Annotated in this window: 28 protein-coding genes; 24 read left to right on the top strand and 4 right to left on the bottom strand. The window is 53.6% G+C overall.

Going from position 1 to position 23,315, the window contains the following annotated elements; all coding sequences use genetic code 11:
- Positions 1–9 precede the first annotated feature (9 nt).
- From Q9245_RS15965 to Q9245_RS08520, 13 genes are all read left to right on the top strand, one after another.
- Positions 10–381 carry a hypothetical protein gene (locus Q9245_RS15965; protein ID WP_371824798.1) on the top strand — a complete coding sequence of 124 codons (372 nt, stop codon included), beginning with the start codon at positions 10–12 and terminating at the stop codon, positions 379–381.
- Positions 382–504: 123 nt separating this feature from the next.
- Positions 505–1,185, top strand: coding sequence for a hypothetical protein (locus Q9245_RS08575; protein WP_125872138.1), 681 nt, complete (start codon positions 505–507; stop codon positions 1,183–1,185).
- A 105-nt stretch (positions 1,186–1,290) separates the two neighbouring features.
- Entirely contained in the window at positions 1,291–1,599 is a 309-nt protein-coding gene (locus Q9245_RS08570) for an Ada metal-binding domain-containing protein (RefSeq protein WP_153741639.1), read from the top strand.
- Between the two features lie 103 nt (positions 1,600–1,702).
- Complete coding sequence (locus Q9245_RS08565) at positions 1,703–2,167, top strand: putative molybdenum carrier protein (RefSeq protein ID WP_305896735.1); 465 nt, start codon at positions 1,703–1,705, stop codon at positions 2,165–2,167.
- Between the two features lie 149 nt (positions 2,168–2,316).
- A complete protein-coding gene (locus Q9245_RS08560) occupies positions 2,317–2,559 on the top strand; it encodes a type II toxin-antitoxin system Phd/YefM family antitoxin (RefSeq protein ID WP_223134566.1) in 243 nt (80 codons plus the stop codon).
- Positions 2,556–2,819: a Txe/YoeB family addiction module toxin gene (locus Q9245_RS08555; protein WP_305896734.1), complete on the top strand. Its 264-nt coding sequence runs from the start codon at positions 2,556–2,558 to the stop codon at positions 2,817–2,819. The genes Q9245_RS08560 and Q9245_RS08555 overlap by 4 nt, the downstream gene beginning before the upstream one ends.
- A 147-nt stretch (positions 2,820–2,966) precedes the next feature.
- Entirely contained in the window at positions 2,967–3,245 is a 279-nt protein-coding gene (locus Q9245_RS08550) for a type II toxin-antitoxin system RelE/ParE family toxin (protein ID WP_305896733.1), read from the top strand.
- A gap of 10 nt (positions 3,246–3,255) precedes the next feature.
- The gene (locus tag Q9245_RS08545; RefSeq protein WP_200365435.1) at positions 3,256–3,570 is read left to right on the top strand and encodes a HigA family addiction module antitoxin; all 315 of its coding nucleotides are present in this window, start codon (positions 3,256–3,258) and stop codon (positions 3,568–3,570) included.
- A gap of 129 nt (positions 3,571–3,699) precedes the next feature.
- Positions 3,700–3,963, top strand: a complete 264-nt coding sequence (locus Q9245_RS08540) for a BrnT family toxin (protein WP_305896732.1) — start codon at positions 3,700–3,702, stop codon at positions 3,961–3,963.
- The gene (gene brnA, locus Q9245_RS08535) at positions 3,953–4,222 is read left to right on the top strand and encodes a type II toxin-antitoxin system BrnA family antitoxin (RefSeq protein ID WP_305896731.1); all 270 of its coding nucleotides are present in this window, start codon (positions 3,953–3,955) and stop codon (positions 4,220–4,222) included. Before Q9245_RS08540 ends, brnA begins: the two co-directional genes overlap by 11 nt.
- Positions 4,223–4,298: 76 nt before the next feature.
- Positions 4,299–4,556, top strand: coding sequence for a type II toxin-antitoxin system Phd/YefM family antitoxin (locus Q9245_RS08530; RefSeq protein ID WP_305896730.1), 258 nt, complete (start codon positions 4,299–4,301; stop codon positions 4,554–4,556).
- Positions 4,544–4,846 (top strand): type II toxin-antitoxin system RelE/ParE family toxin, encoded by a 303-nt coding sequence (locus Q9245_RS08525; RefSeq protein ID WP_305896729.1) that lies wholly within the window; start codon positions 4,544–4,546, stop codon positions 4,844–4,846. The genes Q9245_RS08530 and Q9245_RS08525 overlap by 13 nt, the downstream gene beginning before the upstream one ends.
- Positions 4,847–4,933: 87 nt before the next feature.
- A complete protein-coding gene (locus tag Q9245_RS08520; protein ID WP_305896728.1) occupies positions 4,934–5,596 on the top strand; it encodes a DUF1919 domain-containing protein in 663 nt (220 codons plus the stop codon).
- A 265-nt stretch (positions 5,597–5,861) separates the two neighbouring features.
- Here the strand turns inward: Q9245_RS08520 and Q9245_RS08515 are convergent, their stop codons facing one another.
- On the bottom strand, positions 5,862–6,404 hold the full coding sequence (locus Q9245_RS08515) for a carboxymuconolactone decarboxylase family protein (RefSeq protein WP_305896727.1): 543 nt from the start codon (positions 6,402–6,404) through the stop codon (positions 5,862–5,864).
- Positions 6,405–6,509: 105 nt separating this feature from the next.
- On the opposite strand from Q9245_RS08515, the gene Q9245_RS08510 reads away from it, so the two are divergent.
- The 5 genes from Q9245_RS08510 (at position 6,510) to Q9245_RS08490 (ending at position 10,217) form a co-directional block, all read left to right on the top strand.
- Positions 6,510–7,097: a TetR/AcrR family transcriptional regulator gene (locus Q9245_RS08510; RefSeq protein WP_305896726.1), complete on the top strand. Its 588-nt coding sequence runs from the start codon at positions 6,510–6,512 to the stop codon at positions 7,095–7,097.
- Between the two features lie 53 nt (positions 7,098–7,150).
- Positions 7,151–8,038: a DMT family transporter gene (locus Q9245_RS08505; RefSeq protein ID WP_305896725.1), complete on the top strand. Its 888-nt coding sequence runs from the start codon at positions 7,151–7,153 to the stop codon at positions 8,036–8,038.
- 102 nt (positions 8,039–8,140) lie between these two features.
- Positions 8,141–8,800, top strand: coding sequence for a glutathione S-transferase (locus Q9245_RS08500; RefSeq protein ID WP_305896724.1), 660 nt, complete (start codon positions 8,141–8,143; stop codon positions 8,798–8,800).
- Positions 8,797–9,834, top strand: a complete 1,038-nt coding sequence (locus Q9245_RS08495) for a nitronate monooxygenase family protein (protein ID WP_305896723.1) — start codon at positions 8,797–8,799, stop codon at positions 9,832–9,834. The genes Q9245_RS08500 and Q9245_RS08495 overlap by 4 nt, the downstream gene beginning before the upstream one ends.
- A 53-nt stretch (positions 9,835–9,887) precedes the next feature.
- Positions 9,888–10,217 carry an SMR family transporter gene (locus tag Q9245_RS08490; protein WP_305896722.1) on the top strand — a complete coding sequence of 110 codons (330 nt, stop codon included), beginning with the start codon at positions 9,888–9,890 and terminating at the stop codon, positions 10,215–10,217.
- 54 nt (positions 10,218–10,271) lie between these two features.
- Here the strand turns inward: Q9245_RS08490 and Q9245_RS08485 are convergent, their stop codons facing one another.
- Positions 10,272–11,801, bottom strand: coding sequence for a ShlB/FhaC/HecB family hemolysin secretion/activation protein (locus Q9245_RS08485; protein ID WP_305896721.1), 1,530 nt, complete (start codon positions 11,799–11,801; stop codon positions 10,272–10,274).
- Positions 11,802–11,923: 122 nt separating this feature from the next.
- On the opposite strand from Q9245_RS08485, the gene Q9245_RS08480 reads away from it, so the two are divergent.
- From Q9245_RS08480 to ahpF, 4 genes are all read left to right on the top strand, one after another.
- Entirely contained in the window at positions 11,924–13,039 is a 1,116-nt protein-coding gene (locus Q9245_RS08480; protein WP_305896720.1) for a FecR domain-containing protein, read from the top strand.
- Positions 13,036–15,831, top strand: coding sequence for an EAL domain-containing protein (locus tag Q9245_RS08475; protein WP_305896719.1), 2,796 nt, complete (start codon positions 13,036–13,038; stop codon positions 15,829–15,831). Before Q9245_RS08480 ends, Q9245_RS08475 begins: the two co-directional genes overlap by 4 nt.
- Before the next feature lie 220 nt (positions 15,832–16,051).
- Positions 16,052–16,615: an alkyl hydroperoxide reductase subunit C gene (gene ahpC, locus Q9245_RS08470; protein WP_199005607.1), complete on the top strand. Its 564-nt coding sequence runs from the start codon at positions 16,052–16,054 to the stop codon at positions 16,613–16,615.
- A 228-nt stretch (positions 16,616–16,843) separates the two neighbouring features.
- Complete coding sequence (gene ahpF / locus Q9245_RS08465) at positions 16,844–18,409, top strand: alkyl hydroperoxide reductase subunit F (protein WP_305896718.1); 1,566 nt, start codon at positions 16,844–16,846, stop codon at positions 18,407–18,409.
- Between the two features lie 74 nt (positions 18,410–18,483).
- Here ahpF and Q9245_RS08460 read toward each other — a convergent pair whose 3' ends face one another.
- Positions 18,484–19,152: a transglutaminase family protein gene (locus tag Q9245_RS08460; protein WP_305896717.1), complete on the bottom strand. Its 669-nt coding sequence runs from the start codon at positions 19,150–19,152 to the stop codon at positions 18,484–18,486.
- Between the two features lie 193 nt (positions 19,153–19,345).
- Here Q9245_RS08460 and Q9245_RS08455 point away from each other — a divergent pair, with 193 nt between their 5' ends.
- Entirely contained in the window at positions 19,346–20,797 is a 1,452-nt protein-coding gene (locus tag Q9245_RS08455) for an NAD(P)/FAD-dependent oxidoreductase (RefSeq protein WP_305896716.1), read from the top strand.
- On the opposite strand, the gene Q9245_RS08450 is transcribed toward Q9245_RS08455, so the two are convergent.
- A complete protein-coding gene (locus Q9245_RS08450; protein WP_305896715.1) occupies positions 20,798–21,631 on the bottom strand; it encodes a TlpA disulfide reductase family protein in 834 nt (277 codons plus the stop codon). It abuts the gene before it with no gap.
- Positions 21,632–21,979: 348 nt separating this feature from the next.
- Between Q9245_RS08450 and Q9245_RS08445 the strand changes: the two genes are divergently transcribed.
- Positions 21,980–23,293, top strand: a complete 1,314-nt coding sequence (locus Q9245_RS08445; RefSeq protein ID WP_305896714.1) for a DEAD/DEAH box helicase — start codon at positions 21,980–21,982, stop codon at positions 23,291–23,293.
- The last annotated feature ends 22 nt before the right edge of the window (positions 23,294–23,315 follow it).

The raw sequence follows: 23,315 nt of genomic DNA, 5'->3' as shown, positions 1-23,315 counted from the left end.
GCAATCGTGATGATGAAATGGGTCGCAACCCTTTTGCTGGTTACCCCCGGTGCTGTATTAGCAGAGACTGAGCTAGATTTTCACTTGTGTTCGGCTTACGTGCAGCAATCGGCAGTAGGTACACAGATCGAGAATGAATGGCCGGTTCACGTAAAGCTGACAAAAGTTGGGGCCACTAGTTTTGAGAGGTTCACTGAAGCAAACATTGGCAGAATGAGCCGCCTTGTTGTCGGTGATCAGGAGTTCTTGAGGGCGACGATAATGGGGCCAATGTCTAATGGGGACTTACATGGAGCATTCAGTTCCCAAGAGGTTGCCACTGCATGGCAGCGAACTCTGGCAGGCAAATTACCGGCAGCTCCGTGCGGAGCGGGAGACTGAAAAATGCCTAACCAATCATTCAAGTTCGTTCCCGGCCTAGCGGCCGTCCACCGGACGCCCTATTCGGGCGCCCCTTAATTCTGGCGTTAGCAATAATATTTAAGCCCGGAGGGGCCGAATAAAATGAGCAGAATTGATGGCTGGAAGGGCAAAGCAGCTAGCTATATTGAGAGCGCTGGTAAAAAGACAGAAGAATTCGTTGATAAAGCGGCACACCTCAAAGCTGAACGCGATGAGAAACGGCGAAAAAAAATGGAGGATTGGGTATATAAAAAAGAGGCAGAGCTCAAAGCATTGGAGAAGTCGCTGAAAGAGCGTGAAAAGTTGATAAAGAAAAAAGAGTTAAAACTTAAAAATAAGCTTTTTGCCAGGTTTGTTGGTATCACTGCTGGGTTGTCAGTAATTGGTTTCTTTATATTCGCATCATTTAAAATGGAAAATTCGGCGGAAAGGTATAATTCGTCGAGCTATACGGGCGAGGTTACAAAACAATCATCCTCTCAGTCCGCTCCAGAAGGAGAATTAATCCCAAGAAGCATGTCCGAAAAGGCCAGCTATTATCTCATCACTACTGAATCTGATGGGGAGTATCTGCGGACGGTGCATAGTAGGGTGAGCTCAGCTAGTCATGGATATTCTGTGACTCGAATTGACTGCGACAAGAGGCGCTATCAGGACTTAGGATATGGTGATGGCAGCCAATCAAATATCAAAATGTACGACAATGTCCAGTGGGCTGAGCTTGTGTCAGGTTCAAGCAAGGCCGATTTGGTTACTTTCGTCTGTAATCGCGCCCGGCAGTAATCATGCCTAACCAATAGTTCCAGTACGTTCCGGGCCTGAAGGCCCTCCACCGGACAGCCTTGTCTCCGCTTCGCTGCGCCAAGGCTGCCGCTGAACAAAAGCGTTATGGGTAAGGGAGTATCAGTGAAGACCTATAAATTATTGTCCGCAGACGGAACTACCGTCATCAGCAAAACGCCTGGCTCTCTGGGTGGCAACTCCAAAGCGCGAATTTACGGTCGATTGGATTGCTCTGCGGCCAAAGGAGCGCTCTCTAAAGGCTATGCAGAACATCGTGTCTTCTTTGCGAATGAACAAGATGCCATTCACGCTGGCTACAGGCCGTGCGGGCGGTGCATGGTATCGCGTTATAAAGAATGGAAATCTGGGCCAGAGGGGAAGGAGGACTATCCTTGGAAACAGTTGCCCAAGTAAGAACCCATAACAAGGCCAGGCACGCGACGCCTACTACATTGCGGCTTCGCCTCCATTCCGTAGCCGCGCATGCTGGCTGGCGTTATGTTGATTGGGGTAGGTCGTGCTCTCAAAGGTCATAAGTGGTGGACAAACCGGTGCTGACCGGGCGGCGTTAGATGCGGCTCTTGAGTCGGGCTTTCCAATTGGAGGAAGCTGCCCTGTTGGGCGTATGGCTGAAGATGGGCCGATCAATGACACATACACGTTGACTGAAATCGGCGGTGGTTATCGCCAGCGAACGAAGCAAAATGTTATCGATTCAGACGGCACGGCTATTTTTTACGAGTCGTATCTTCATGGGGGAACGGAAGCAACCGTTCTCTTTTGCATTCGGCAAGGCAAACCGTACAAGCTTATTGATATTGAGCTGGTTGAATCATCGCGCGCAGCAGAAGTTCTTAGCGGGTTTGTCCGGGAATTTAACGTAAGTGTATTGAATGTTGCAGGCCCTAGATCAAGCAGTTGTCCTGGAATATACCGCTATGTGAAGCAGGCGATCGGCCGGGTGATACAGCAATCAACATAACCAGGCCAGTCACGGCGACGTCTTTTCGTTGCGGCTTCGCCTCCACTACAAAGCCGCGCATGCTAGCGGCGTTATGCAGGGCGTTCGTCTTGACGCACGTACGCAAAGGCGTACAATTGGTCAAAAGTTAAACACGCAAGAGGTGCGTCATGACCGGAATCACAGCAACTGAGGCGCGCAGCAACCTTTATCGGTTGATCGACGAAACTGCTGAGTCCCACCAGCCAATCATCATCATGGGTAAACGAAACAGAGCCGTCTTGGTGTCCGAAGAAGATTGGTCTGCAATTCAGGAAACACTGTACCTATTGTCCGTACCGGGCATGCGGGAGTCTATTCGTGAGGGGATGGATACCCCCGTGGATGAATGCGATGAGGAGCTGGACTGGTGACATGGAAGTTGGTCTATACAACGCAAGCCCAGAAAGATGCAAAGAAGTTGGCCTCCAGCGGCCTCAAGCCAAAAGCCCAGGAACTGTTAGCGCTGATAGCGGAAGACCCATACCGCAAGCCGCCTCCATTTGAGAAGCTCATTGGTGATCTTGCGGGGGCTTATTCACGCCGCATCAATATTCAGCGTCGTCTGGTCTACCAAGTGCTCTATGACGAGCGAGTGGTGAAAGTTCTCAGGCTCTGGAGCCACTACGAATAATGCATAACCAGCCGCTGTTGCCGGACAATTTTTCCACCGCTTTGCGGCTGCAAAATTGCCGCAAAGCTTCGCGTTATGCCTTTCTCCAGATCCATCCGTCAGATCATAACGCTTGACGTTAATAACGCGCCCCGTCATCATTGAATCATGATCATATCGTTCAAGTGTAAGGATACCGAGAAACTGGCAAGCGGACGCCGTGTCAGGCGCTTCGTCAACTTTGAGCGAGTTGCCTTGAGGAAAATTCGGCAACTCCAAGCTGCAAGCCAGTTGGATGATTTGAGAGTACCGCCCGGAAATATGTTGGAGCCATTGCATGGTGACCGGCAAGGTCAGCACAGCATTCGAATCAACAATCAGTTCCGGGTTTGCTTCCGCTGGACCAAGGCTGGCGCGGAAGATGTCGAAATTGTTGATTACCATTAGGAGGTGGCTCATGCGCAACATTGACGCTGTTACACCAGGCGAGTTGCTCAAAGAAGATTTTCTGGAGCCGATGGGCATTTCTCAGTACCGCCTGGCCAAAGAAATCGGGGTGCCTGCCCAGAGAATAGGCCAGATCATTGCGGGAAAACGTTCGATTACCGCCGACACGGACCTGCGGCTCTGTCGCTTTTTTGGTTTGTCTAACGGCTACTGGTTGCGAGCTCAGGCAGCCTACGACACTGAGATTGCCGAAGATGCCCTAGAGGATCAGTTGAAGAATATTCGTCCGTGGACTGCTGTATCCGAAATCGGACACAGGGCATAACCAGCGGCTGCACAGAGACGGATTTTCCGCCTCTTCGCGGCTCCAAACCGGCGCGTGAGCCGGGCGTTAACAGTTGCACCACACCTTTTAAATCTTGCGAGCTGAGTAAAAAAGGAATAATTTATACTCATGGATGAGTTTGAATTCGACGAAGCTAAAAGTCAGGCCAACCTTGATAAGCATGGTATGGATTTCGCGTCTGCTCAAGAGCTATGGAAAGACCCGTATCTGCTGGAAATACGGGCAAAATCAGAAGGTGAGCCAAGGTTCGTGCTGATAGGCAGAATTGGCGAAAAGCATTGGTCGGCTGTCGTCACGTATAGGGAAAGTCGTATTCGGCTGATTTCAGTCAGGCGTTCCCGCAAGAAGGAGGTTGAGCTCTATGAAAGCTAAAGACTTCGATAAAAAATTCGATGGAGGTCAGGAAGATATCATCGATGACCTTGATCTATCCACGGCCCGTCGTACCAATCTGGAGCAAAAGCGAATTAACGTGGACTTTCCTGCTTGGGTCGTAGAGTCATTGGATCGTGAGGCTGCGCGTATCGGCGTTACCCGCCAATCAATCATCAAGGTGTGGCTGGTTGAGCGTCTACAAGCAGAATCTGCTAACAAGCCGCTCAATGGTGACCCCGTAGGCGGCGCACATTAGCTTAGCGTTAGCTGTGATTGCCCCACCTGAAAAGTGATACTATAGTGCCACTACTAGTCTGATTCAGGGTGAGCCCATGAAAGTTGAGCTTGTTACGAATCTCAAGCGCCAAGCCACAAAGATTCTTGCAGATTTGCGCTTGTCTAAGGAGCCGATACTGATCACGGAGCACGGTAAACCATCCGCATACCTTGTCGATGTGCAAGATTATGAGTTTATGCAACGTCGACTTGAGCTGCTTGAGGGGCTCTCACGGGGAGAGCGTGCTGTACTTGAGGGAAGAACGTACAGCCAGAGTGAGGCCAGGGAGAAAATGAGTAAATGGCTGAAGTAATCTGGACGGAGCCTGCCCTCCAAGAACTGGATGCCATCGCTGAGTACATTGCTCTGGATAATCGTGCAGCCGCAAGTCACCTGGTCCAGGAAGTTTTCGATAAGACCGGGCGTTTGGAAGATTCTCCCCAATCCGGACGGATTCCTCCAGAACTCCCTAATTCAGTATACAGGGAGGTAGTGGTTCCACCGTGTCGCATTTTTTATCGTGAGGATGATAAGCGAGTTCTCATTCTCTATGTCATGCCAGAGGAGCGACAGCTTCGGGCGTACATGCTTGAGAACAGCTAACCAGGCGCGTCACTCGGATGCCTTTGTCTCCGCTTCGCTGAAAAAAGGTCGCCGCTGATGCTAGCAGCGTTAGTCAGAGGAAACAAAATGCAGCCAGCAATAAAAAAACTCGGTCATGCAATCGAGAAATTTCGCTTGAATGATAACCACTTTGTAATTATCTCAAATAATTGCTGGGGATATGAGCTATACAATGTCCTCGACAGGCAATACAACACTCCGTTTGTCGGCCTTTTCCTTTTTCCTGAATGCTACGTTCGGTTTCTAGAAGATTTCGAAACGTGTATCGATTCAGAGATTAAATTTTCAACGGTTTCAAAATACATGTCAGCGACGCCAAGTTATCCAGTTGGAGTCGTTTGTGGGGACATAGAAATCCATTTCTTGCATTACAAATCACAGGAAGAGGCCTACAGAAAATGGAATCGAAGAATTGCACGATTAAAAGACGCCAGGGATGCAAATACGCCATTTTTCGTAAAGTTCTGTGATCGAGATGGATGCGAGCAAGGCCATCTAGAAAGATTTCATGCCCTTTCCTTTCGCAATAAGATTTCATTAGGAATTAACGAATACGGTGCCTCAAACCATCTTTCTCTGCCCGATCTGAAGGATCCAGAGGGAGAGCATGTAATGGATGGTCTATCGCTCTTTCGCAAGCGATATCAGTATTTTGATATTTCAGATTGGATATTAAGCGCAAATTTGCGTAGGTCTTTATTATCTAGAATTCTATCCCTTATCTCATGACAGGGTGCTGAACGATACACTCCACCTGACCGCTACGCAGCTGTGGCAAGTTTCATTTCAACTACGCGGGCAGTTACGTCACGAGTAATGGGAATAGTGCTGACAGCGGGGCGTTGCTGCTGATTAAGGATCAATGGGTCACGCTTTTCGGCTCACAGCACGAGGCCTGCACTGGAGCGCCGCACAGCAACGTTGCGGTGCGGCTGACCAGGTCTGGTGGTTCTTGAGGCAGCCTGGGCTGCCTTTTCCGCGATACAAACAGCCGTTACTTCACGAATTTCTTAAACGCATCGTCTACTGGCGTATCAGCAAGGTGATTCGTGTAGTTGCTCATCACTTTCTGAGATAAGCCCACAATAATTTCAAGTAGCTGCTGCTTTCCGTAACCCGCTGCAAAAAACTTTTCGATTTGCTCATCACTGATCACACCGCGTTCACGCGTCATGGCGAGCGTTGTTTCACGCAGGGTTTCCAGCTTGGGGTCTGCCAGTGGAGTTTGGTTTACCAGCGCATCAACAATGTCCTGATCGACCTTCATTGAAGCCGCAATTCCGCTGTGTGCAGGAACGCAGTAATGACAATCGTGTTCGACGTTAATGGACTGCCACACCACGGTTAGCTCTTCAGCATTAAACGAGGTTTTTTGAAACAAGTCATGCAGTACCTGGTAGCCCTTAAGCAGCGTGGGCGCCTCTGCCATGACCGCATGGAGGTTCGGGATCATGCCAAACCCGGCGATGGAATCCTCCAGCAACGGCTTCGCTTGTTCCGGTGCGTTTTCTTTGGTGTACAGAGTAAAGTCTGCCATCAGTCACTCCTAACGGTTTTGGATGATTTCGGGAGCCACTGTAGTTGTATTTGAGCGATCGCTCAAGTTAAAATTGAGCAATCGCTCATTTTGGTTGAAGAAAGTATGGCAAATAAGGTCAAGTTCGAGCGCGAAAACGTGGTGCGCGTTGCTAGCGAGCTCTTCTGGAAAAAGGGCTTTCACGCAACGTCCACGCGCGATTTGCAAGATGCCGTAAACATGCGCCCGGGTAGCATATACTCGGCATTTGGCTCGAAAGAGGGGCTGTACAGCGAATCTCTGAAAGCTTACACCGCACAAATGAAAGCCAAGATCGACGGTTTTGTATGCGGCTCAGGTACGGTACTCGGGGGATTACGCGCCTTTGTGGAAAGCGTGATTGTGAAAGAAAAGGGCTGCAGCCCAAGTGCTATTTGTATGTTGGTTAAAGCAAATGGTGAGTTTTCTGAAACGGAGTCTCCGTTACGCGATCTAAGTGTCGATTTATCGGCTGAGTTTGAGGTCTATTTAACGACATTGTTTGAACAAGCAATCAGTCGTGGAGAGCTGAGCAGCCGTGTGTCGGGGCTGGAGTATGCGCGTTTTTTTCAAGTTCAATTTACAGGTTTGCGCAGCTACTTTAATCGTCCGGGCGTCGATCATTTGGCTCAGTCTATGATCGATCGAATGTTTGCCTTGATGGAGTCGTTATAGGTTTATTCTGAACACCACAAAGCCGTCAATTTAAACATTCGGTGAAGCATTGGATGATGAATAAAAAGACGATAAAAATCAGTGCTTGCACCGTTTTTGCGCTTCTGGCATTTGCGGGTAACTCCGTGCTTTGCCGTTTAGCTTTGGGCGGCAATGCCATTGATGCAGCCAGTTTCACGATGATAAGGCTTCTGTCGGGAATCGCCGTTCTGATGGTCGTCGTCGCCATGACGAAGAGGCCAAAGAAAGGCCAGTCCCGCGGGAGCTGGTTGGCCGCATGTCTGTTGTTTGTCTATGCGTTGGCTTTCTCTTACGGATACCTTTCTCTAGACACCGGCACCGGTGCGTTAATCCTGTTTGCGGCGGTTCAGATCACCATGATTGCTGTTGGCATTGTCTTGGGGAACCGGCTTCATTTTGCCGAGTGGTTGGGGCTATTCATTGCGTTCTCAGGTTTCGTGTATTTGATTATTCCGAGCGTCACCACGCCATCGTTGGCGGGTTTTCTTCTTATGACGGTGTCGGGTATTGCGTGGGGCGGATACACGCTTGTTGGACGGTCTTCAACGCAGCCGCTTGCAGACACGGCTTATAACTTCTTGAGAACGTCGCCCTTTGTTCTGATCTTGCTTGTTTTCACTCTACAGGATGCTCATGTAACTCAGCAGGGTGTGCTACTGGCGATCGTGTCTGGTGCTGTTGCGTCTGGCGCGGGGTATGCGGTGTGGTATTTCGCACTCAGAGGGCTGTCGGTGACTCAGGCGGCTGTGGTTCAGTTGTGTGTTCCAATCATCGCTGCGATGGGTGGCGTTTTAGTGACCCATGAGGCGGTTACTCTGCGTTTAGCCGAGTCTTCGGTTTTAGTGCTTGGCGGTATTTTAATGGTCATTCTGGGTAGGCACTATTTTGTCTCGCGTGCAGTTGTTTCTCCTTCCGATTGAGCGTTTGAAAAAAGGATAAATAATAGGTTAACTGACGCTTTCATATTGATCCTCCAACTGTTTATAGCCAGGTAACCTACTATCACTACCTCTCTTCACCGCTTGTACTCTTTCCGCCGTTGCCCTTACGCCATGCGCGCCCGCTTAGGCTTGGTATTTGCCGGGCTGCAGGTTGAACTGCGGGAAATCGTTCTGAAAAACAAACCGCCGCAAATGCTGGCCATCAGCCCAAAAGGCACAGTGCCCGTGCTGGAGCTGCTCGACAGTGACGGCCGCCAGCTACAGGTGATCGAGGAAAGCCGGGACATTCTCGAATGGGCGTTGCAGCAGAGCGACCCACAGGGACTGCTCAACACGGATCTGGCGAAGGCGGGCGCCCTGATTGAGCGCAACGACAACGAGTTCAAACACTGGCTGGACCGTTACAAGTACGCCGACCGGCACCCTGAGCGAAGCCAGCTGGAATACCGGCAACAGGGCGAGGTGTTTTTGCAGGCTTTAGAGGATTTGCTGGGCCAGAATACGTTTCTGCTGGGAGAAGGCATCAGCATGGCGGATATTGCCGTAATGCCGTTCGTGCGCCAGTTTGCCCACGTCGATCGCGACGTGTTCTACAGCCTGCCTTACCCCAAGCTACAGAACTGGCTGACCACTTGGCTGGAGCATCCGGTGTTTCAGCAAGTGATGGTCAAATACCAGCCGTGGCAGGAAGGCGATGACGTTGTGATTTTTCCATCCCAAATCGAAAGAGGTGGCCTATGAGCATTCAGGAACTTTTGGGTATCGAACTGCCCATTATCCAGGCACCGATGGCGGGCGTGCAGGGCAGTGAGCTGGCAATTGCGGTATCCGAGGCCGGGGGCCTGGGGTCACTCCCGTGTGGAATGTTAGGTGTAGACGCTATGCGTAAGGAATTGGCGGCGATCAAGGCCCGAACGAACCGGCCGTTCAACGTGAATTTTTTCTGCCATACCCAGCCCGAACCCGATGCGGAGCAAGATGCAAAGTGGAAAGCAGCTTTGTCGCCCTATTATCGGGAGTTTGGTATCGATGAAAACAACGTTGCTGCCGGGGCCGGGCGGCTGCCTTTCGGAGCCGAAGCCGCCGATGTGCTGGCGGAATTTGAGCCCTCCGTTATCAGCTTTCATTACGGCCTGCCAGAGCAGGATTTACTGGACCGCGTGCGTGCGTGGGGCGCAAAAATTCTCTCTACCGCGACCACGGTGGAAGAGGCGCGTTGGCTGGAAGCACAGGGTGTGGATGCCATCATTGCGCAGGGTATAGAGGCTGGCGGGCATCGCGGTATTTTCCTGTCTGATGATCTCAACAGCCAGCTCGGAACCTTTGCCTTGTTGCCTCAAATTGCCAAGGCGGTGAAGGTGCCAGTGATTGCGGCGGGCGGCATTGCAGATGCGAACGGGGTGGCTGCTGCCATGGCCCTGGGAGCGGCTGGTGTGCAAGTAGGCACGGCGTACCTGTTGTGTCCGGAAGCCAACACCAGCGCGATTCACCGTGCGGCTATCAAAAGTGATGCCGCAGCCGTGACGGCTCTGACCAACGTGTTCTCGGGGCGACCGGCTCGGGGTATTGTGAACCGTATTATGAAAGAGCTTGGGCCGATCAGCCCGGCAGCGCCAGCATTCCCGCTGGCTTCGGCGGCTTTGGCGCCTCTGCGTGCGGCCGCGGAGCAGGCTAATTGCGGCGAGTTCTCGCCGTTGTGGGCGGGCCAGAATGTCAGCGGCTGCAAGGAAGTTCCCGCGGCGGATCTCACTCGGGCACTGGCAAAAGGCGCATAGAGTCAGCATGATGGCGCCAACTGACACCTGAGCCCTGTTTGAAAGGTTTTACTATGAGTTACGTGTACCTCGCCCTTGCCATTATTGCCGAAGTGGCCGGCACGGCTGCCCTGAAGTCCTCCGAAGGGTTCACCAATTTGATCCCCAGCATCATCGTGGTGTTGGGTTACGGCATGGCGTTCTATTTTTTGTCGTTGGTGTTGAACCATATTCCCGTTGGCGTGGCCTATGCCATTTGGGCGGGTGCCGGTGTGGTGTTGATTTCGTTAGTGGGAGCAGCCATGTTCGGCCAAAAGCTGGATTTACCTGCCATTGTCGGTATGGCGCTGATTGTGAGCGGGATTGTGGTGATGAATGTGTTTTCGTCGTCGGTTCAGCATTAATTCGATAATGACTGAGCTCCTGGATATTAGATGGTGGATTTTCTGCGCTGTGCATTAAAAGTAAGTGGTAAGTCGCCCAGTCAACCGAAGGTCTTTGTCTTTATAGGCGGAAGCTGTGGTCAAGGGTTTACCCATTTCGATGTAGGCGGATACCTTACGGTTCAGGAAGCGCAGCCCTGCACCTGCGGCGGCACCTGATTCGCGATCACCGCTCTGGTTTTGGAAGGCTCGGGCAACGCCGTAGTAGGCATAGGGAACCCATCGAGAGCCTGGTATCCATTGTTCACTGCTGAAGCCGCGGCGTAATTCCAGCTTGGAGCCCAGCCCGGAATCCCCGCTGAACTCTCCTGGTTCGTAGGCCAGGGCTATGTTACTGCCACCGATAGAGAAACGTTGAGAGTAGGGCAGATTGTCGCTGGAATATTGGCCAGACAGGTCAAGCTTCAAAGAGAAATCCGCGGGCAATTCCTGCCAAAGCGTGTAGAAGGCGTGGAGAATCTGAAAATCCAGATCCAGGGAATCGTTCGCACGAGAACCGCTGCGCTTTGCACCAAAGTTATCCACACCCACGCGGCCCGACACGCCGAACCTTGATAGATTGCCGGTACTTTTTGCGTAGGCGAGAGCGCCCAGACTGGCCATACGCAGTTGCTCATCCACTTCGGTGTCGTTGCCCCGTTCGCGAGTGTAATCCCGCAGAATCAGGCTGCTATCCAGGCTTAGCGTGAAGGACGTGGAATCCAGCACACGGTGGCGCCACCGTACCTGGGACCAGATACGCTCATACTCCCGTTCGGGACGAATTCGTTGACCTTGAGGTACCGCTCGCGAGCTGCTGACATCGGCATAAACGGTATCGGTGTCGGTCGCATGATAAGACAAGCCGGCTCCGAGATTTCGGTAGCCACTGGACTCGAGGGTATGAAGTCCAAAAAGGTAGATCTCGCGAATCCCCGCGCCCAGTCCGGTAACACGGAGTTTGCCGGCGACCATATGTTGGCCCAGGGTTTGACTGCCTTCGGCGCTGTAAGTCAGTTCGCCATGAATCTCCGGTTTCAGGGTGTAGGCAATCCGATGTTGGCCCGGAGACGTTTCGTCAATTGTAGCGGCTAGCCCTACTCTGACCGCCTTTTCCAGCGTTCGGTTGAAGCGTTCTATATCGTGCTGGGAAATGGGGACGCGTTGCCTCAGGGGGGCAAGACGGTCGCGTACGGCGTTTCGCAGATCTTCCGTTCCACCGGTAATCCGGATTTCAGCGATGCGGGGCTCGGTGATCTCGGCAATCAGTATGTGCACGCTGTCCGGATGTGTGCGGATCGTTACAGCCGGGGAAAGAAAGCCTTGCTCAAGGTAGTATCCGCGAAAGCGTGTGTGCAGGCCTGTTTTGAGTTGTGGGGTGATGGGTTCACCTAGGCTATTCGCGTACAGGGGGATAAGCTGCGGCGTGCTGAAGGCAGAGACACCCTCAAAAACCACTGCGCCCAGAACTGGCTCCTCAGCGGAAGCATCGGCAGTGGGTAAAATGAGTACGGCTAAAAGGAGAAGCGCGTGAACAGCCATGTTTCGCAATTTATGTGTGTCCATTAATTTTACAGCCAGCGGGCTAGGGTCTTTAATAAGCTTGTGTAGCCTCTGCTTATACAAACATTCCTAGCATAGAACATTATTAGCCGTTGCAGTATCGAACTGAGATAACGGGAGAAGAAATGGACATTCTAATTGGCCCAGCCAAAAGCAAGATGTATCGCTGCATTCTGGGCCTGTCCCTGATGATGCTGACCTTGGTCGCTATGGCTGCAGAGCCTATTCGCGTCGAATCTTTTACCGGGCAGGTGCAGTACCGGGCCCATGAACAACAGGCGTGGAAACCCGTGCATGCGGGAATGGCTGTCGAAGCTCCGGTTGAATTTCGGGCTCTGGCAGAGGCATCGGGCCTGATCAGTCAGGCTGGTTCGGAATTCGAGTTGAAAAGCGGGTCTCACGTTATTTTACAAGCCAATACGGCAGAATCGGACGGGCTGGTAACCCGGATAAAGCAGTGGTTTGGCACGGTGTTTTATCGAATTGAGCGTCAGCCGGATGAGTTTAGTGTGGAAACGCCCTTTTTGGTGTCGACGGTAAAGGGCACGCAGTTTGTGATTGTAACGACCGACACGTCTTCGTTGGTTACTCTGACGGAAGGCTCGCTGGAAGTGCTCGATCTTGCCAGTGAGCAAACCCAGATGATGGCACCCGGCGATGTTGTGGGGGTTGGCGAAATGCAGGCCGGTATCCAAACGTTCCAACAGTCAGAGCAATCCGCCGCTTCAGCAAGCACCGAGCCGGCAGCCGGGGCGGTTGCGGTGACAGAAAGTGGCCGCGAGAAGCCTGCCAGCTTCGATGCTCAGTTGCAGGAAATGGTTGATCTCGGGGCTGCGTCGACAACTGTTCCCGGTGATATGAGCGGTGATGTATCGTCCGAAACCGGCGGTCAGATGGGGCAGGGGGACGAACCGGCAGGGGGCGAAGGTCTGAGCCTTGGCGCAGAGATCGGTTTGGATGATCGGCTCGATTTGGGGCTTGATGTAGATGTAGACGATGGACTGGATCTGGGGCTGGATTTGGGCGTAGATGATGTTCTGGATCTCGATGCTGGCCTGGAACTCGGGGGTGCCGATGATCACGACTTTGGTCAGGCTGATTTCGACGACCATGAGTTTGATGAAGATGACTTTGATGAGGATGACTTTGACGACGACGAGTTTGACGACGATGACGACGATGATCAGAACGAAAGTGCATTGATTGATGACCTGTTAGAACCTCTGAACCCGATTCTATGAAGTCGATATCGAGCGGAGTTTTCAGTCGATCCCGCTCGGCCCTGAAGGCCATGCTGGCCGCCTTTTTAGCTGGGGTGGTATTCGTATTGCTGCTCTGGCAGGGCATTTTGGAGCGCCCGGAAGCCGGGCTGCGGGACCGCATCATCAGCCATTTGGTCAAAGAGCAGCCTAGTAATCTGCTGATTCTCGAAATTGATTCCGCCAGCATCGAGGCCATAGGGCAGTGGCCGTGGCCTCGGAGCGTTCACGCCCGCGCCATTAACCAGTTGGAGAACGCGGGGATTCGCTCGCTGATGATCGATGTGGATTTCAGTTCTCCCTCCAGTATTGGTGGCGATCGGGAGTTGGAACAGGCAATCCAGTCCATTTCAAAAGACATCCCCACCTATTTGCCTGTCTTTGTGCAACGGCGCAGCCAGGCCGAATCCGCGTTGATGATCCGGCGCCCGATAACGGCATTGGCAGACAGTGTGGAACTGGTCTCTGTGAATATGCACCCCTCCAGCGACGGTCTGGTGCGTTATCTTTCCGTCGGATTTCGATGGCCGGATGAATTCTACCGCGGAGCCTGGAGCGCGCTTGCAGAGCAGTCAGACAGCGGAACCTGGGTGGATTACACCATCTCTCCCCAGTCTTTCCGTTATGTTCGGTTTATCGATTTGCTTCAAGGCCGTGTGCCAGATGAGGTCCTGCGCGGCCGGGATGTGTTGATTGGGGCTACCGCCATCGAGTTGGGGGACACACTGGCAACGCCGATTCATCAGGTGCTTCCCGGCGTGGTGATTCAGGCGTTGGGCGCGCAAACCCTTCGCAATGGCGGTTTGTATTCCCCTTCACCATTGGTCGGTTTTGTCATTCTTGCGTTGGTGCTGTTCGTGGCGGCCGTTGTTTTTTCTCGTTGTCATTGGCGACAAGGCCTGTTGATGTTGGGTGTGGCCATTGGTGTATGGTCGGGCGTCTTCGTTTGGGCCTATCTCGAGGCGCAGCTTTTGCTGGATGTGTTTAAACCCATCCTGCTGAGTGCTTTGGTGTACGTGGCGGTGAATCTTGCGCGGCTTGATGCGGTGACGCTCGAACGGTTGTGGCTGCAGATCAGCCTGAGCGATAACGAAGCGTTGCTGAATCGTATTGTCGCGACTACCAATGATTACATTTTGTGCGTGGATCGCAGTGGCCGGATAACCAAAGCCAATCAAGCCATCCAGACCCTTTGTGAGCTCTCCGAGAGTGACATGGAAGGTGCGAGCCTTGAGGCAATCATGCCGGATGCCCGGCATGGGGTGATGGAGTTGCCGGATGAGCCGTTCGACACCTATCTGGTGACGCAAGGCGGGCACCACATTCCTGCGCAGGCGACGGTGAGCCGGGTGGCAACCTCCGGGGATGCAATCTTTACGGTGGTTCTGAGGGACCTGAGAGAACGGGTCGAGCGCGAGCGGGAGCTGGAATACCGAGCCAGCTATGACGCTTTGACCGGGCTGTTAAACCGGTCCGCCTTCTTCGATAGGGTCAATGAAACACTCCAGAATCATTCGGCAGGCTGTTTGGTGTGCCTCGACATTGATTATTTTCGGGACGTTAACGATACCTACGGGCATGCTGCGGGGGATACGTTATTGGCGGCAATTGCGGGTCGCATTACCCAGTTCGTGGGCACCTTGGGGTGTTGTGCGCGAATCGGCGGCGACGGTTTTGCGTTGTGGCTGCCGGGACTGCGTTATTCGGCGGGTGGCAGCGAGTTCTGTGGGAGTCTTCTGGAGCATCTTGAGCGGCCACTGGCGCTGGCGGGTGTGGATGGCCCTTCGGTAGAAGTGTCTGCAACGGTGGGGGCTGCCGACTATCAAGGTAAAAAAAGTACAGCCGATAAGGCCGCGAACGAGTGTTCGGCCACGCCGGCCGAAATTATGTTGCGCCAAGCCGCGGATGCCATGCGTTTGGGTAAGCAGGAGGGCGTTGCGGTACGGTGCTACAACCAGAACGATCAGCAGGCGGCGTTGAGGCGGTTGGAGTTGGTGCCTGCGATACGGACGCATATCCAGAACAACGCGTTTAATCTGGTGTATCAACCGAAGCTGGAGTTGAATACGTTGACTCCGGTGGGGTGCGAGGCGTTGTTAAGATGGCCTGACTCTGCCAACGAGTACATTTCCGTTGCTCAGTTAATTGAAGTCGCCGAGAACTCGAGGCAAATCGTGCCGCTAACCCGCTGGGTGGTCGAAACGCTGTTATCTCAAGAATCAGAGTGGGAAAGACTGGGCCGCCCGAGGCATCTCGCGCTCAATCTCTCGCCGCGTTTATTCCAGGATCGCGTGTTCTTCGATGGCCTGAAAGATCTGCTGCGTTCGAGCAGTGGTTATTTCGACATTGAGTGTGAAATCACAGAAACCGCGTTACTGGACAATGAAGGCTTGGCGCGGGAGATGGTCAGTGAATTGATTGATAGCGGAGCCAGTATTGCCATAGACGACTTTGGCACCGGGTACTCATCACTGGCCTACCTGCAGAGTTTGCGGGCATCGGTTCTGAAAATCGATAAATCGTTCGTCTCTTACATTCAGGAATTCCCGAACAATCAGGTGATTGTGCGCTCAACGATCAATATGGCCCATGATCTGGGCATGACCGTGGTGGCAGAAGGCGTGGAGACCGCTGACGATGAGCGGTTCCTGCACGCGAGCGGGTGCGATCTGGTGCAGGGATATTTGTATGGAAAGCCTATGGCATTGGCGGATTTTGACCGCTGGCTGGCGGATCGAAAACAAGCGCGGACTCGGCCGATGATCTCCTCCTGACGTCGGGTACCGGTGAATCGGCAAGTCTAGTGGTTACTACCCCTATTGCTAATATTTGCGAAACTCCTACCATAGATTGTCACGTTGACTTTGAATCATGAGATAGGGCAAGCCTATCTTGATCTTTTGAATAATCAATTTTACTAAAGGTGTCTCGTTGCTTACTCTAGGCACCGTAGATTCATAAACACGCACGTTTACCAACAGGAGAAATTCTGCGATGGGAATTATTAACAGCGAAATCAAACCGTTTAACGCAACTGCTTTCAAGCAGGGCGAGTTTGTAGAAATCTCTGAAGCCGACGTAAAAGGCAAGTGGTCGATTTTCTTCTTCTACCCGGCCGACTTCACTTTCGTTTGCCCGACTGAGCTGGGCGACGTTGCAGACAAGTACGAAGAGCTGCAGAAGCTGGGCGTTGAAGTATTCTCCGTGTCTACCGACACCCACTTCACCCACAAAGCATGGCACGACAGCTCTGAAACCATCGGTAAGATCAACTACTACATGGTTGGCGACCAGAACGGCACCATCACCAACAACTTCGGTGTGATGCGTGAAGGCCAAGGCCTTGCAGACCGCGCTACCTTCCTGATCGATCCGGATGGTGTTATCCAGGCGATGGAAATCACTGCTGAAGGTATCGGCCGTGACGCAGACGACCTGATGCGCAAAGTGAAAGCCGCTCAGTACGTTCGCAACCATCCTGGCGAAGTGTGCCCGGCTAAGTGGAAAGAAGGTGAAGCTACTCTGGCTCCGTCTTTGGACCTGGTTGGCAAGATCTAAGTTTTGCCTTAACGGTAAAGCTAACGAAAAGGCCCGCCATGCGGGCCTTTTTTTTGGGATTTTGGCAAGGATTGGCCGGAATATTAGATATAGGGATTTACTATCAAATGCTTTCAGCTAATCAATTTGAGCTTTTGATAGTGAGTCTTTATCTTAGAGGCATATTCAGTTTGCGACCGTTAATCACGCAAACACCTGATTTCACCTGAGTTGAGGGGAAGAGCAACGATGTTAGACACCAATATCAAGCAACAGTTGAACGCCTACATGGACAAGCTGCAACAGCCGATTGAATTGGTGGCAGCGTATGACGACAGCGACAAGTCCCAGGAGCTAAGAGAGCTTTTGGAAGAGCTGGCCAGCATGTCAGACAAGATCAGCCTGCGGGATGAAGAGTCTGCGGATGTGCGCCGCCCGTCGTTCTCGATCAACCGGGTGGGAACGGATGTAAGCGTAGCGTTTGCCGGTATCCCGATGGGGCACGAGTTCACCTCGTTGGTGCTGGCGCTGCTGCAGGTGGGTGGTCACCCGTCCAAAGCGTCACAGGATCTGATTGAACAGATTCAGGAACTGGACGGTGAGTTCGAGTTTGAAACCTACTTCTCCTTGTCATGCCAGAACTGCCCAGACGTGGTGCAGGCTTTGAACCTGATCAGTGTGCTGAACCCGAGCATCAAGCACACCTCCATCGACGGCGCCCTGTTCCAGGACGAAGTTGAACAGCGTGAAGTGATGGCGGTGCCCAGTGTGTACCTGAACGGCCAGCCTTGGGGCCAGGGCCGCATGACGCTGGAAGAAATTGTTGCCAAGTTGGATACCAACGCCGGTGCCAAAGAAGCCGAGAAGCTGAACCAGAAAGATGCCTTTGACGTATTAGTGATCGGAGGTGGCCCGGCGGGTTCTGCGGCGGCCATCTACGCCGCCCGTAAAGGCATTTCCACTGGCCTGGCGGCTGAGCGCTTTGGTGGTCAGGTGGGCGACACCATGTCGATCGAAAACCTGATCTCCGTGCCTTACACCGAAGGTCCGAAGCTGGTGTCTGCCATGGAGCAGCACGTGAACGAATACGACGTAGACGTGATGAACCTGCAGCGCGCCGAGAAGCTGATCCCAGCTGAAACGAAGGGCGGCTTGCACGAAGTGCGTCTGGCGAATGGAGCTTCACTGAAATCCAGAACGGTGATTCTGTCTACCGGCGCCCGCTGGCGCCAGATGGGTGTGCCGGGTGAGGAAGAGTACCGTAACAAGGGTGTGGCTTACTGCCCGCACTGTGACGGCCCCTTGTTCAAAGGTAAGCGCGTAGCGGTGATTGGTGGTGGTAACTCCGGTGTGGAAGCCGCCATCGATTTGGCCGGTATTGTCGGCCACGTGACGTTGATCGAGTTCGGTGAGCAAATGCGGGCAGACGAAGTGCTGCAGAAGAAACTGCGCAGCCTGAACAACGTGGACATCATTACGTCCGGCCAGACCACTGAAATCGTAGGTGAGAACGGCAAAGTGAGCGGCCTGAACTATAAGGACCGCACCACCGGTGAAGAGCACCACGTAGAACTCGAAGGTGTATTTGTGCAGATCGGGCTGGTGCCGAACACCGAGTGGCTGAAAGGCGACATCGAGTTGAGCCAGCACGGTGAGGTGATCATCAACGAGCGTAATGAAACCTCGATCCCGGGCGTGTTTGCGGCCGGTGACGCCACCACGGTGCCTTACAAGCAGATTGTGATTTCAATGGGTGAGGGTTCCAAGGCGTCTTTGAGTGCCTTTGACTTCTTGATCCGCAACGAAGCTCAGTAAATGTTGAGCCAAGCCTGAAAGCTTCAGGCTGACCCCTGAAACCGGTACCCGCAGGATGCGGCTACCGGTTTTTTTTATGAGCGCCCGGAGATGTCTTTCTCAAGACTGTGATCGTTCGGGCCGACCCCCTCTTCTTCAAACAGATGGCCGTAGGCGGCCATAATGCCGTCCAGAATAAAGCGGTGAGGAACATCGTCGAACACGCCGTGGTTGTTGATGTACTCCATGTGTGCCGCGCCGGATTCGGTGTATTCCTGAAAGATGGAGTCGTTCACGCCGTCGAATTCAAGTACGTCCACGTTCATCAAGGCGCAGAGTTTTTTGTTGAACGCGGGCGTTGCTTTGACCCAGCGGCCGTTCAGGTAGAGTTCGATAAACCCGTGCATGCGGAATACATCGGATTGCAGCCATTCAATCAGTTTGGGGCTCGACAGGTGGTTACGGACATCGGCAAGGCCCAGCCGGCTGGGAATCCCGATTGCCCGAGCCGCGGCGCCCAGCAGCACCGCTTTGGGAATGCAGTAGCTTTCGCCCACGGTGAGTGCATAACTGGCGCTGAACGTTTCAGGGTCAGGGCTGAAGACATAGGGGTTGTAGCTGATGCCATCCCGCACGGCCAAATAGAGCGCTTTGATTTGTTCGACCGGATCGTCTGATACGCCCTCAAGATGCTGCTGCATCCAGGCTTGAACGGCTGGTGATTGGTAGTCGAAAAACGGCGTTGGCTTCAGGTAGTTTTGCATCGTTGTTATCCCGAGTCTGCGTGTCAATTGAGTGATCATCTCGCAGTTAGCTAGCTATGGGAAATACTATTTTTGTTGGACGATTTGACCGGATTTTTGATGGGTATCGAGTTTCTGGCCAATCGAAGTCTGCGACAAAGCACGTAGTGTTGGAGGTCGTCAAACAACAAACAACAAGAGAGGGCGAACTCCCATGGATGAGCAACATTATGATGTCTTGATCATCGGCGCGGGCGTCTCCGGTATCGGCATGGCCTGCCATCTCACAAAATCGTGCCCGCACAAGCGTTTTGCCATTCTGGAGCGGCGCCAGTCGCTCGGTGGCACCTGGGACCTGTTCCGCTATCCCGGTATCCGTTCGGATTCCGATATGTTTACCTTCGGCTACAAGTTCCGGCCCTGGTCAGGCGGTAAGGTGCTGGCAGACGGTGCCTCGATCAAGCAGTACCTGACCAAGACCGCTCGAGAGAAAGGGGTCGATAAGCACATCCATTATGGTTTGGCGGTGAAAGCGGCCAACTGGTCCAGTGCAGACAAATGCTGGAGACTAAGCGCCGAGAATGCCGAAACCGGTGAGCTCGAAACCTGGACCGCCAATTTCCTGGTGGGTTGTACCGGCTACTATGACTACGATCAGGGCTATAAGCCGGATTTTCCGGGAGAAGCCGACTTCAAAGGCCGGATCGTGCATCCCCAGCACTGGCCGGAGCATCTGGATTACACCGGCAAGAAGGTGGTGGTGATTGGCAGTGGCGCAACCGCCATTACACTGGTGCCGACCATGGCAGAAGACGCCGCACATGTGACCATGCTTCAGCGCTCACCGTCCTATCTGATGCCTCTCCCGTCGACAGATGAGGTCACCCTTGCGATGCAGAAGGTGCTACCTGCAAAACTGTCGTACAAGCTGACTCGCTCACGAAACCTCTTTATCTCACGGCAGTTGTATAAACGCTCCCGCAAAAGCCCGCGAGCTATGCGGCGATTCCTGTTGTGGATGGTGAAGCGCGAATTAAAGGGCAAAGTGGATATGCGCCACTTCACACCCGACTACAACCCTTGGGACCAGCGCCTGTGCGTGGTGAAGGACGGCGATTTGTTCAAGGCCCTTAAAGCAGGCCGCGCGTCTATCAAGACTGACCACATTGATCGCTTCACGGAAACCGGCATCCGCTTAAAATCCGGCGAGGAGCTGCAGGCCGATATTGTTGTGCCCGCCACCGGCCTGAACATTCAGATGCTGGGTGGCATCAAGCCTACGCTGGATGGCCAGGAAGTGGCCCTCAACAAGAAAGTGTTTTACAAAAGTGTGATGGTGGAAGACATTCCTAATGCCGCCGTGATCATCGGCTACACCAACGCCTCCTGGACGCTGAAAGTCGATATTGCCTCCGAATACCTGTGCCGGTTACTGAATCACATGGACAGCCAGAACCTTGCGGTGGCGGTGCCCCGTAATGAAGGCGGCTGCCGCAGTGAGGAAACGGTGATGGGATCTTTAGAGGCTGGCTACATCAAGCGAGCAGCCGACACCTTGCCGCGCCAGGGCACACATGGCCCATGGCTGACGGTGCAGGATTATCAGCGAGATTCCAAGGTGTTGTGTTCAGATGCGATTGACGATGGTTATCTCGAGTTCCATTAATTAATTGCTTTCAGGGGTGTCATCAGCATCGTCGAAACGTTCCAGGCTTCGGGCCAGGCTGGCGTGGGAGAGTTCGCCTAAATGAGTGTCGACCAGATTGCCTTCGGCGCTGTAGAACAAGGTTGTGGGCAGGCCATAGCTTCCGACAACCCGGCCGAATTGGCCTTGGCGGTCGCTAAGCACATGACTGAGGTTCAGGTTCTGTTCCATCAGGAATTTTCGAATGCTTTCCGGATGCTCGCCCTGATTGGCAAACACGAAATTGATGCCCGGGTAGCGCAGTTGTGCCTCTTCGAGTACCGGCATTTCACGGATGCAGGGCGGGCACCAGGTGGCCCAAAGGTTCACCACGGTTGGGCGGTTACCGGCGATGGTTTCCAGACGGACCGGCTGCTCGTTCAGATTGGTCAACGCCACTTCCGGAAAACCTTGGGTTTGTTGATGGATCAGAGCGATCACACCGGTGGTAAAACCCCAGGTGATCAGGCCCGCAGCTACGGCAGAGCCAAGCGCACGGCGTTTAGCGGTGTGCTTCCACATCAGGTAGGCCGTGAAAATGAGCGCAGCCATCAGGCCGGAAACCATATCAAAGCCGCCGTCGCGGATATCGATAATGCCCCACAAATCACTCTGGTAATGCTCGAAGTAGCGCACCACAAAGCCAATGCGGGCCGCGACCATGGCCACCAGAAAAATATCGGCCAGTGTGCCTGATACCGGCGTTTGCCGTTTGCGCCCCGTCAGAGCGCCGACAATCAGCGCGACCACAAAGGCCAGCACCAGAAGCAGATGCCCGATTGAAAGGCTCAGTGGGCCGATACCAACACTGATCATGACGACTCCCATTTTCTTTGGTTAAATAAACGGTTATAAGCCAGTACAGACCTCGGAGCTGGTCACGAGTTCCATCGCGTGGGGTAAATCGTACGGTAGCTAACAATAAACACTTATGGCTATTTCAAAGGTGCTCTGTTACCGTGCACACATCCTGCCTCTAGGGATTCCGCAGTTTCAGGCTTTTAAGCCGCTTTGCGAACACTCCATACGACCTGTCAGAGGACGTCACCCCATTTTCGGCGCGTGACCGTAGTCGTCTTTTATTCCATGAACTTTCATGGCATCTGCCCGCATTCGCCGACGACGGTGTTCGTGGAGGCAGAATTAATCAAGAGTACATCGTTTATGAGTTTTTCTTCCCTCGGTTTGTCCGAGCAGCTGGTCCGTGCCACTTCCGATCAGGGTTACGATACCCCGTCTCCCATTCAGCTGCAGGCGATTCCTGCCGTTCTGTCTGGTAAAGACGTGATGGCGGCGGCCCAGACCGGTACCGGCAAAACGGCCGGCTTTACGCTGCCCCTGTTGCAGCGTCTGTCTGAAAAGCCGCGCGAGGGCAAAGGCCCGCGCGCGCTGATTTTGACGCCGACCCGGGAGCTGGCGGCGCAGGTTCATGACAGCGTGAACCTTTACAGCCGATATGTGCCGACCAAAGCCGCCGTGGTGTTTGGTGGTGTCAAAATCAATCCGCAGATGATGAAGCTGCGCAAGGGTCTGGACGTTCTGGTGGCGACACCGGGCCGTTTGATGGACCTGTATCAGCAGAACGCAGTGCGCTTCAACGAAGTGGAAATCCTGGTGCTGGACGAAGCCGACCGTATGCTGGACATGGGCTTCATCCGCGACATTCGCAAGATTCTTGCACTGTTGCCGGCCAAGCGTCAAAACTTGTTGTTCTCTGCTACCTTCTCCAACGAGATCCGCGGTTTGGCCGAAGGCCTGCTGGATAACCCGGTGCAGGTTGAAGTAGCCGCCCGAAACACCTCGGCCGAAACCATCAAGCAGTCGGTTTACCCGGTCGATCAGAGCCAGAAAACGGCGCTGTTGAGCAAGCTGGTGCGTGACAACAGCTGGGATCAGGTACTGGTTTTCACCCGCACCAAGCACGGTGCCAACCGTCTGACCCAGAAGCTGGAGCGTGACGGTATCACCGCCGCCGCGATTCATGGCAACAAGTCACAAGGTGCCCGTACCCGTGCGCTGGCGGATTTCAAAGCGGGCGAAGTGCGTGTACTGGTGGCAACCGATATTGCTGCCCGTGGCCTGGACATCAAACAGCTGCCGCAAGTGGTGAACTTCGAGCTGCCGAACGTACCGGAAGACTACGTGCACCGTATCGGCCGTACCGGTCGTGCCGGCGAGAAAGGCCATGCCTTGTCATTGGTCAGTGCCGACGAAGGCAAACTGCTGGCGGGTATCGAGCGGCTGATCAAAAAGCAGTTGCCGCGTAAGGAAATCGAGGGCTTTGAGCCGAAGAACAACCTGCCGCTGAAGCCGAAAGCCAAAGCGGACCCGAGCAAAGCCCGTAACCGTCGCCCGCAGGGTGGCAATGGCAAGAGCTTCGGGCCTAAGCCTGCTGGCCGCAGTGGTGGCCGCGGTCGTCAAGGTCAGGGTGAAGGGCAAGGCCGTAGTGGTCGCCCGGCTCAGCGCCGTAGCGCGTAAGCCAAACCGGTTTTCCGGGCAT

The sequence above is a fragment of the Marinobacter sp. MDS2 genome (assembly GCF_030718085.1).
Classification (GTDB): domain Bacteria; phylum Pseudomonadota; class Gammaproteobacteria; order Pseudomonadales; family Oleiphilaceae; genus Marinobacter.
This window is presented reverse-complemented; position numbering and strand designations above follow the sequence as displayed.

Bases quoted from the DNA above. Each gene is read 5' to 3' on its own strand.
- Q9245_RS08525 (WP_305896729.1), top strand. From the start codon at position 4,544: ATGGCTGAAGTAATCTGGACGGAGCCTGCCCTCCAAGAACTGGATGCC.
- Q9245_RS08530 (WP_305896730.1), top strand. From the start codon at position 4,299: ATGAAAGTTGAGCTTGTTACGAATCTCAAGCGCCAAGCCACAAAGATT.
- Q9245_RS08515 (WP_305896727.1), bottom strand. From the start codon at position 6,404: ATGGCAGACTTTACTCTGTACACCAAAGAAAACGCACCGGAACAAGCG.
- Q9245_RS08570 (WP_153741639.1), top strand. From the start codon at position 1,291: ATGGGTAAGGGAGTATCAGTGAAGACCTATAAATTATTGTCCGCAGAC.
- Q9245_RS08575 (WP_125872138.1), top strand. From the start codon at position 505: ATGAGCAGAATTGATGGCTGGAAGGGCAAAGCAGCTAGCTATATTGAG.
- Q9245_RS08480 (WP_305896720.1), top strand. From the start codon at position 11,924: ATGGACATTCTAATTGGCCCAGCCAAAAGCAAGATGTATCGCTGCATT.
- ahpF (WP_305896718.1), top strand. From the start codon at position 16,844: ATGTTAGACACCAATATCAAGCAACAGTTGAACGCCTACATGGACAAG.
- Q9245_RS08460 (WP_305896717.1), bottom strand. From the start codon at position 19,152: ATGCAAAACTACCTGAAGCCAACGCCGTTTTTCGACTACCAATCACCA.
- Q9245_RS08540 (WP_305896732.1), top strand. From the start codon at position 3,700: ATGGATGAGTTTGAATTCGACGAAGCTAAAAGTCAGGCCAACCTTGAT.
- Q9245_RS08455 (WP_305896716.1), top strand. From the start codon at position 19,346: ATGGATGAGCAACATTATGATGTCTTGATCATCGGCGCGGGCGTCTCC.
- brnA (WP_305896731.1), top strand. From the start codon at position 3,953: ATGAAAGCTAAAGACTTCGATAAAAAATTCGATGGAGGTCAGGAAGAT.
- Q9245_RS08495 (WP_305896723.1), top strand. From the start codon at position 8,797: ATGAGCATTCAGGAACTTTTGGGTATCGAACTGCCCATTATCCAGGCA.
- Q9245_RS08485 (WP_305896721.1), bottom strand. From the start codon at position 11,801: ATGGACACACATAAATTGCGAAACATGGCTGTTCACGCGCTTCTCCTT.
- Q9245_RS08445 (WP_305896714.1), top strand. From the start codon at position 21,980: ATGAGTTTTTCTTCCCTCGGTTTGTCCGAGCAGCTGGTCCGTGCCACT.
- Q9245_RS08475 (WP_305896719.1), top strand. From the start codon at position 13,036: ATGAAGTCGATATCGAGCGGAGTTTTCAGTCGATCCCGCTCGGCCCTG.
- ahpC (WP_199005607.1), top strand. From the start codon at position 16,052: ATGGGAATTATTAACAGCGAAATCAAACCGTTTAACGCAACTGCTTTC.
- Q9245_RS08545 (WP_200365435.1), top strand. From the start codon at position 3,256: ATGCGCAACATTGACGCTGTTACACCAGGCGAGTTGCTCAAAGAAGAT.
- Q9245_RS08490 (WP_305896722.1), top strand. From the start codon at position 9,888: ATGAGTTACGTGTACCTCGCCCTTGCCATTATTGCCGAAGTGGCCGGC.
- Q9245_RS08560 (WP_223134566.1), top strand. From the start codon at position 2,317: ATGACCGGAATCACAGCAACTGAGGCGCGCAGCAACCTTTATCGGTTG.
- Q9245_RS08550 (WP_305896733.1), top strand. From the start codon at position 2,967: ATGATCATATCGTTCAAGTGTAAGGATACCGAGAAACTGGCAAGCGGA.
- Q9245_RS08510 (WP_305896726.1), top strand. From the start codon at position 6,510: ATGGCAAATAAGGTCAAGTTCGAGCGCGAAAACGTGGTGCGCGTTGCT.
- Q9245_RS08450 (WP_305896715.1), bottom strand. From the start codon at position 21,631: ATGATCAGTGTTGGTATCGGCCCACTGAGCCTTTCAATCGGGCATCTG.
- Q9245_RS08520 (WP_305896728.1), top strand. From the start codon at position 4,934: ATGCAGCCAGCAATAAAAAAACTCGGTCATGCAATCGAGAAATTTCGC.
- Q9245_RS08505 (WP_305896725.1), top strand. From the start codon at position 7,151: ATGATGAATAAAAAGACGATAAAAATCAGTGCTTGCACCGTTTTTGCG.
- Q9245_RS15965 (WP_371824798.1), top strand. From the start codon at position 10: ATGATGAAATGGGTCGCAACCCTTTTGCTGGTTACCCCCGGTGCTGTA.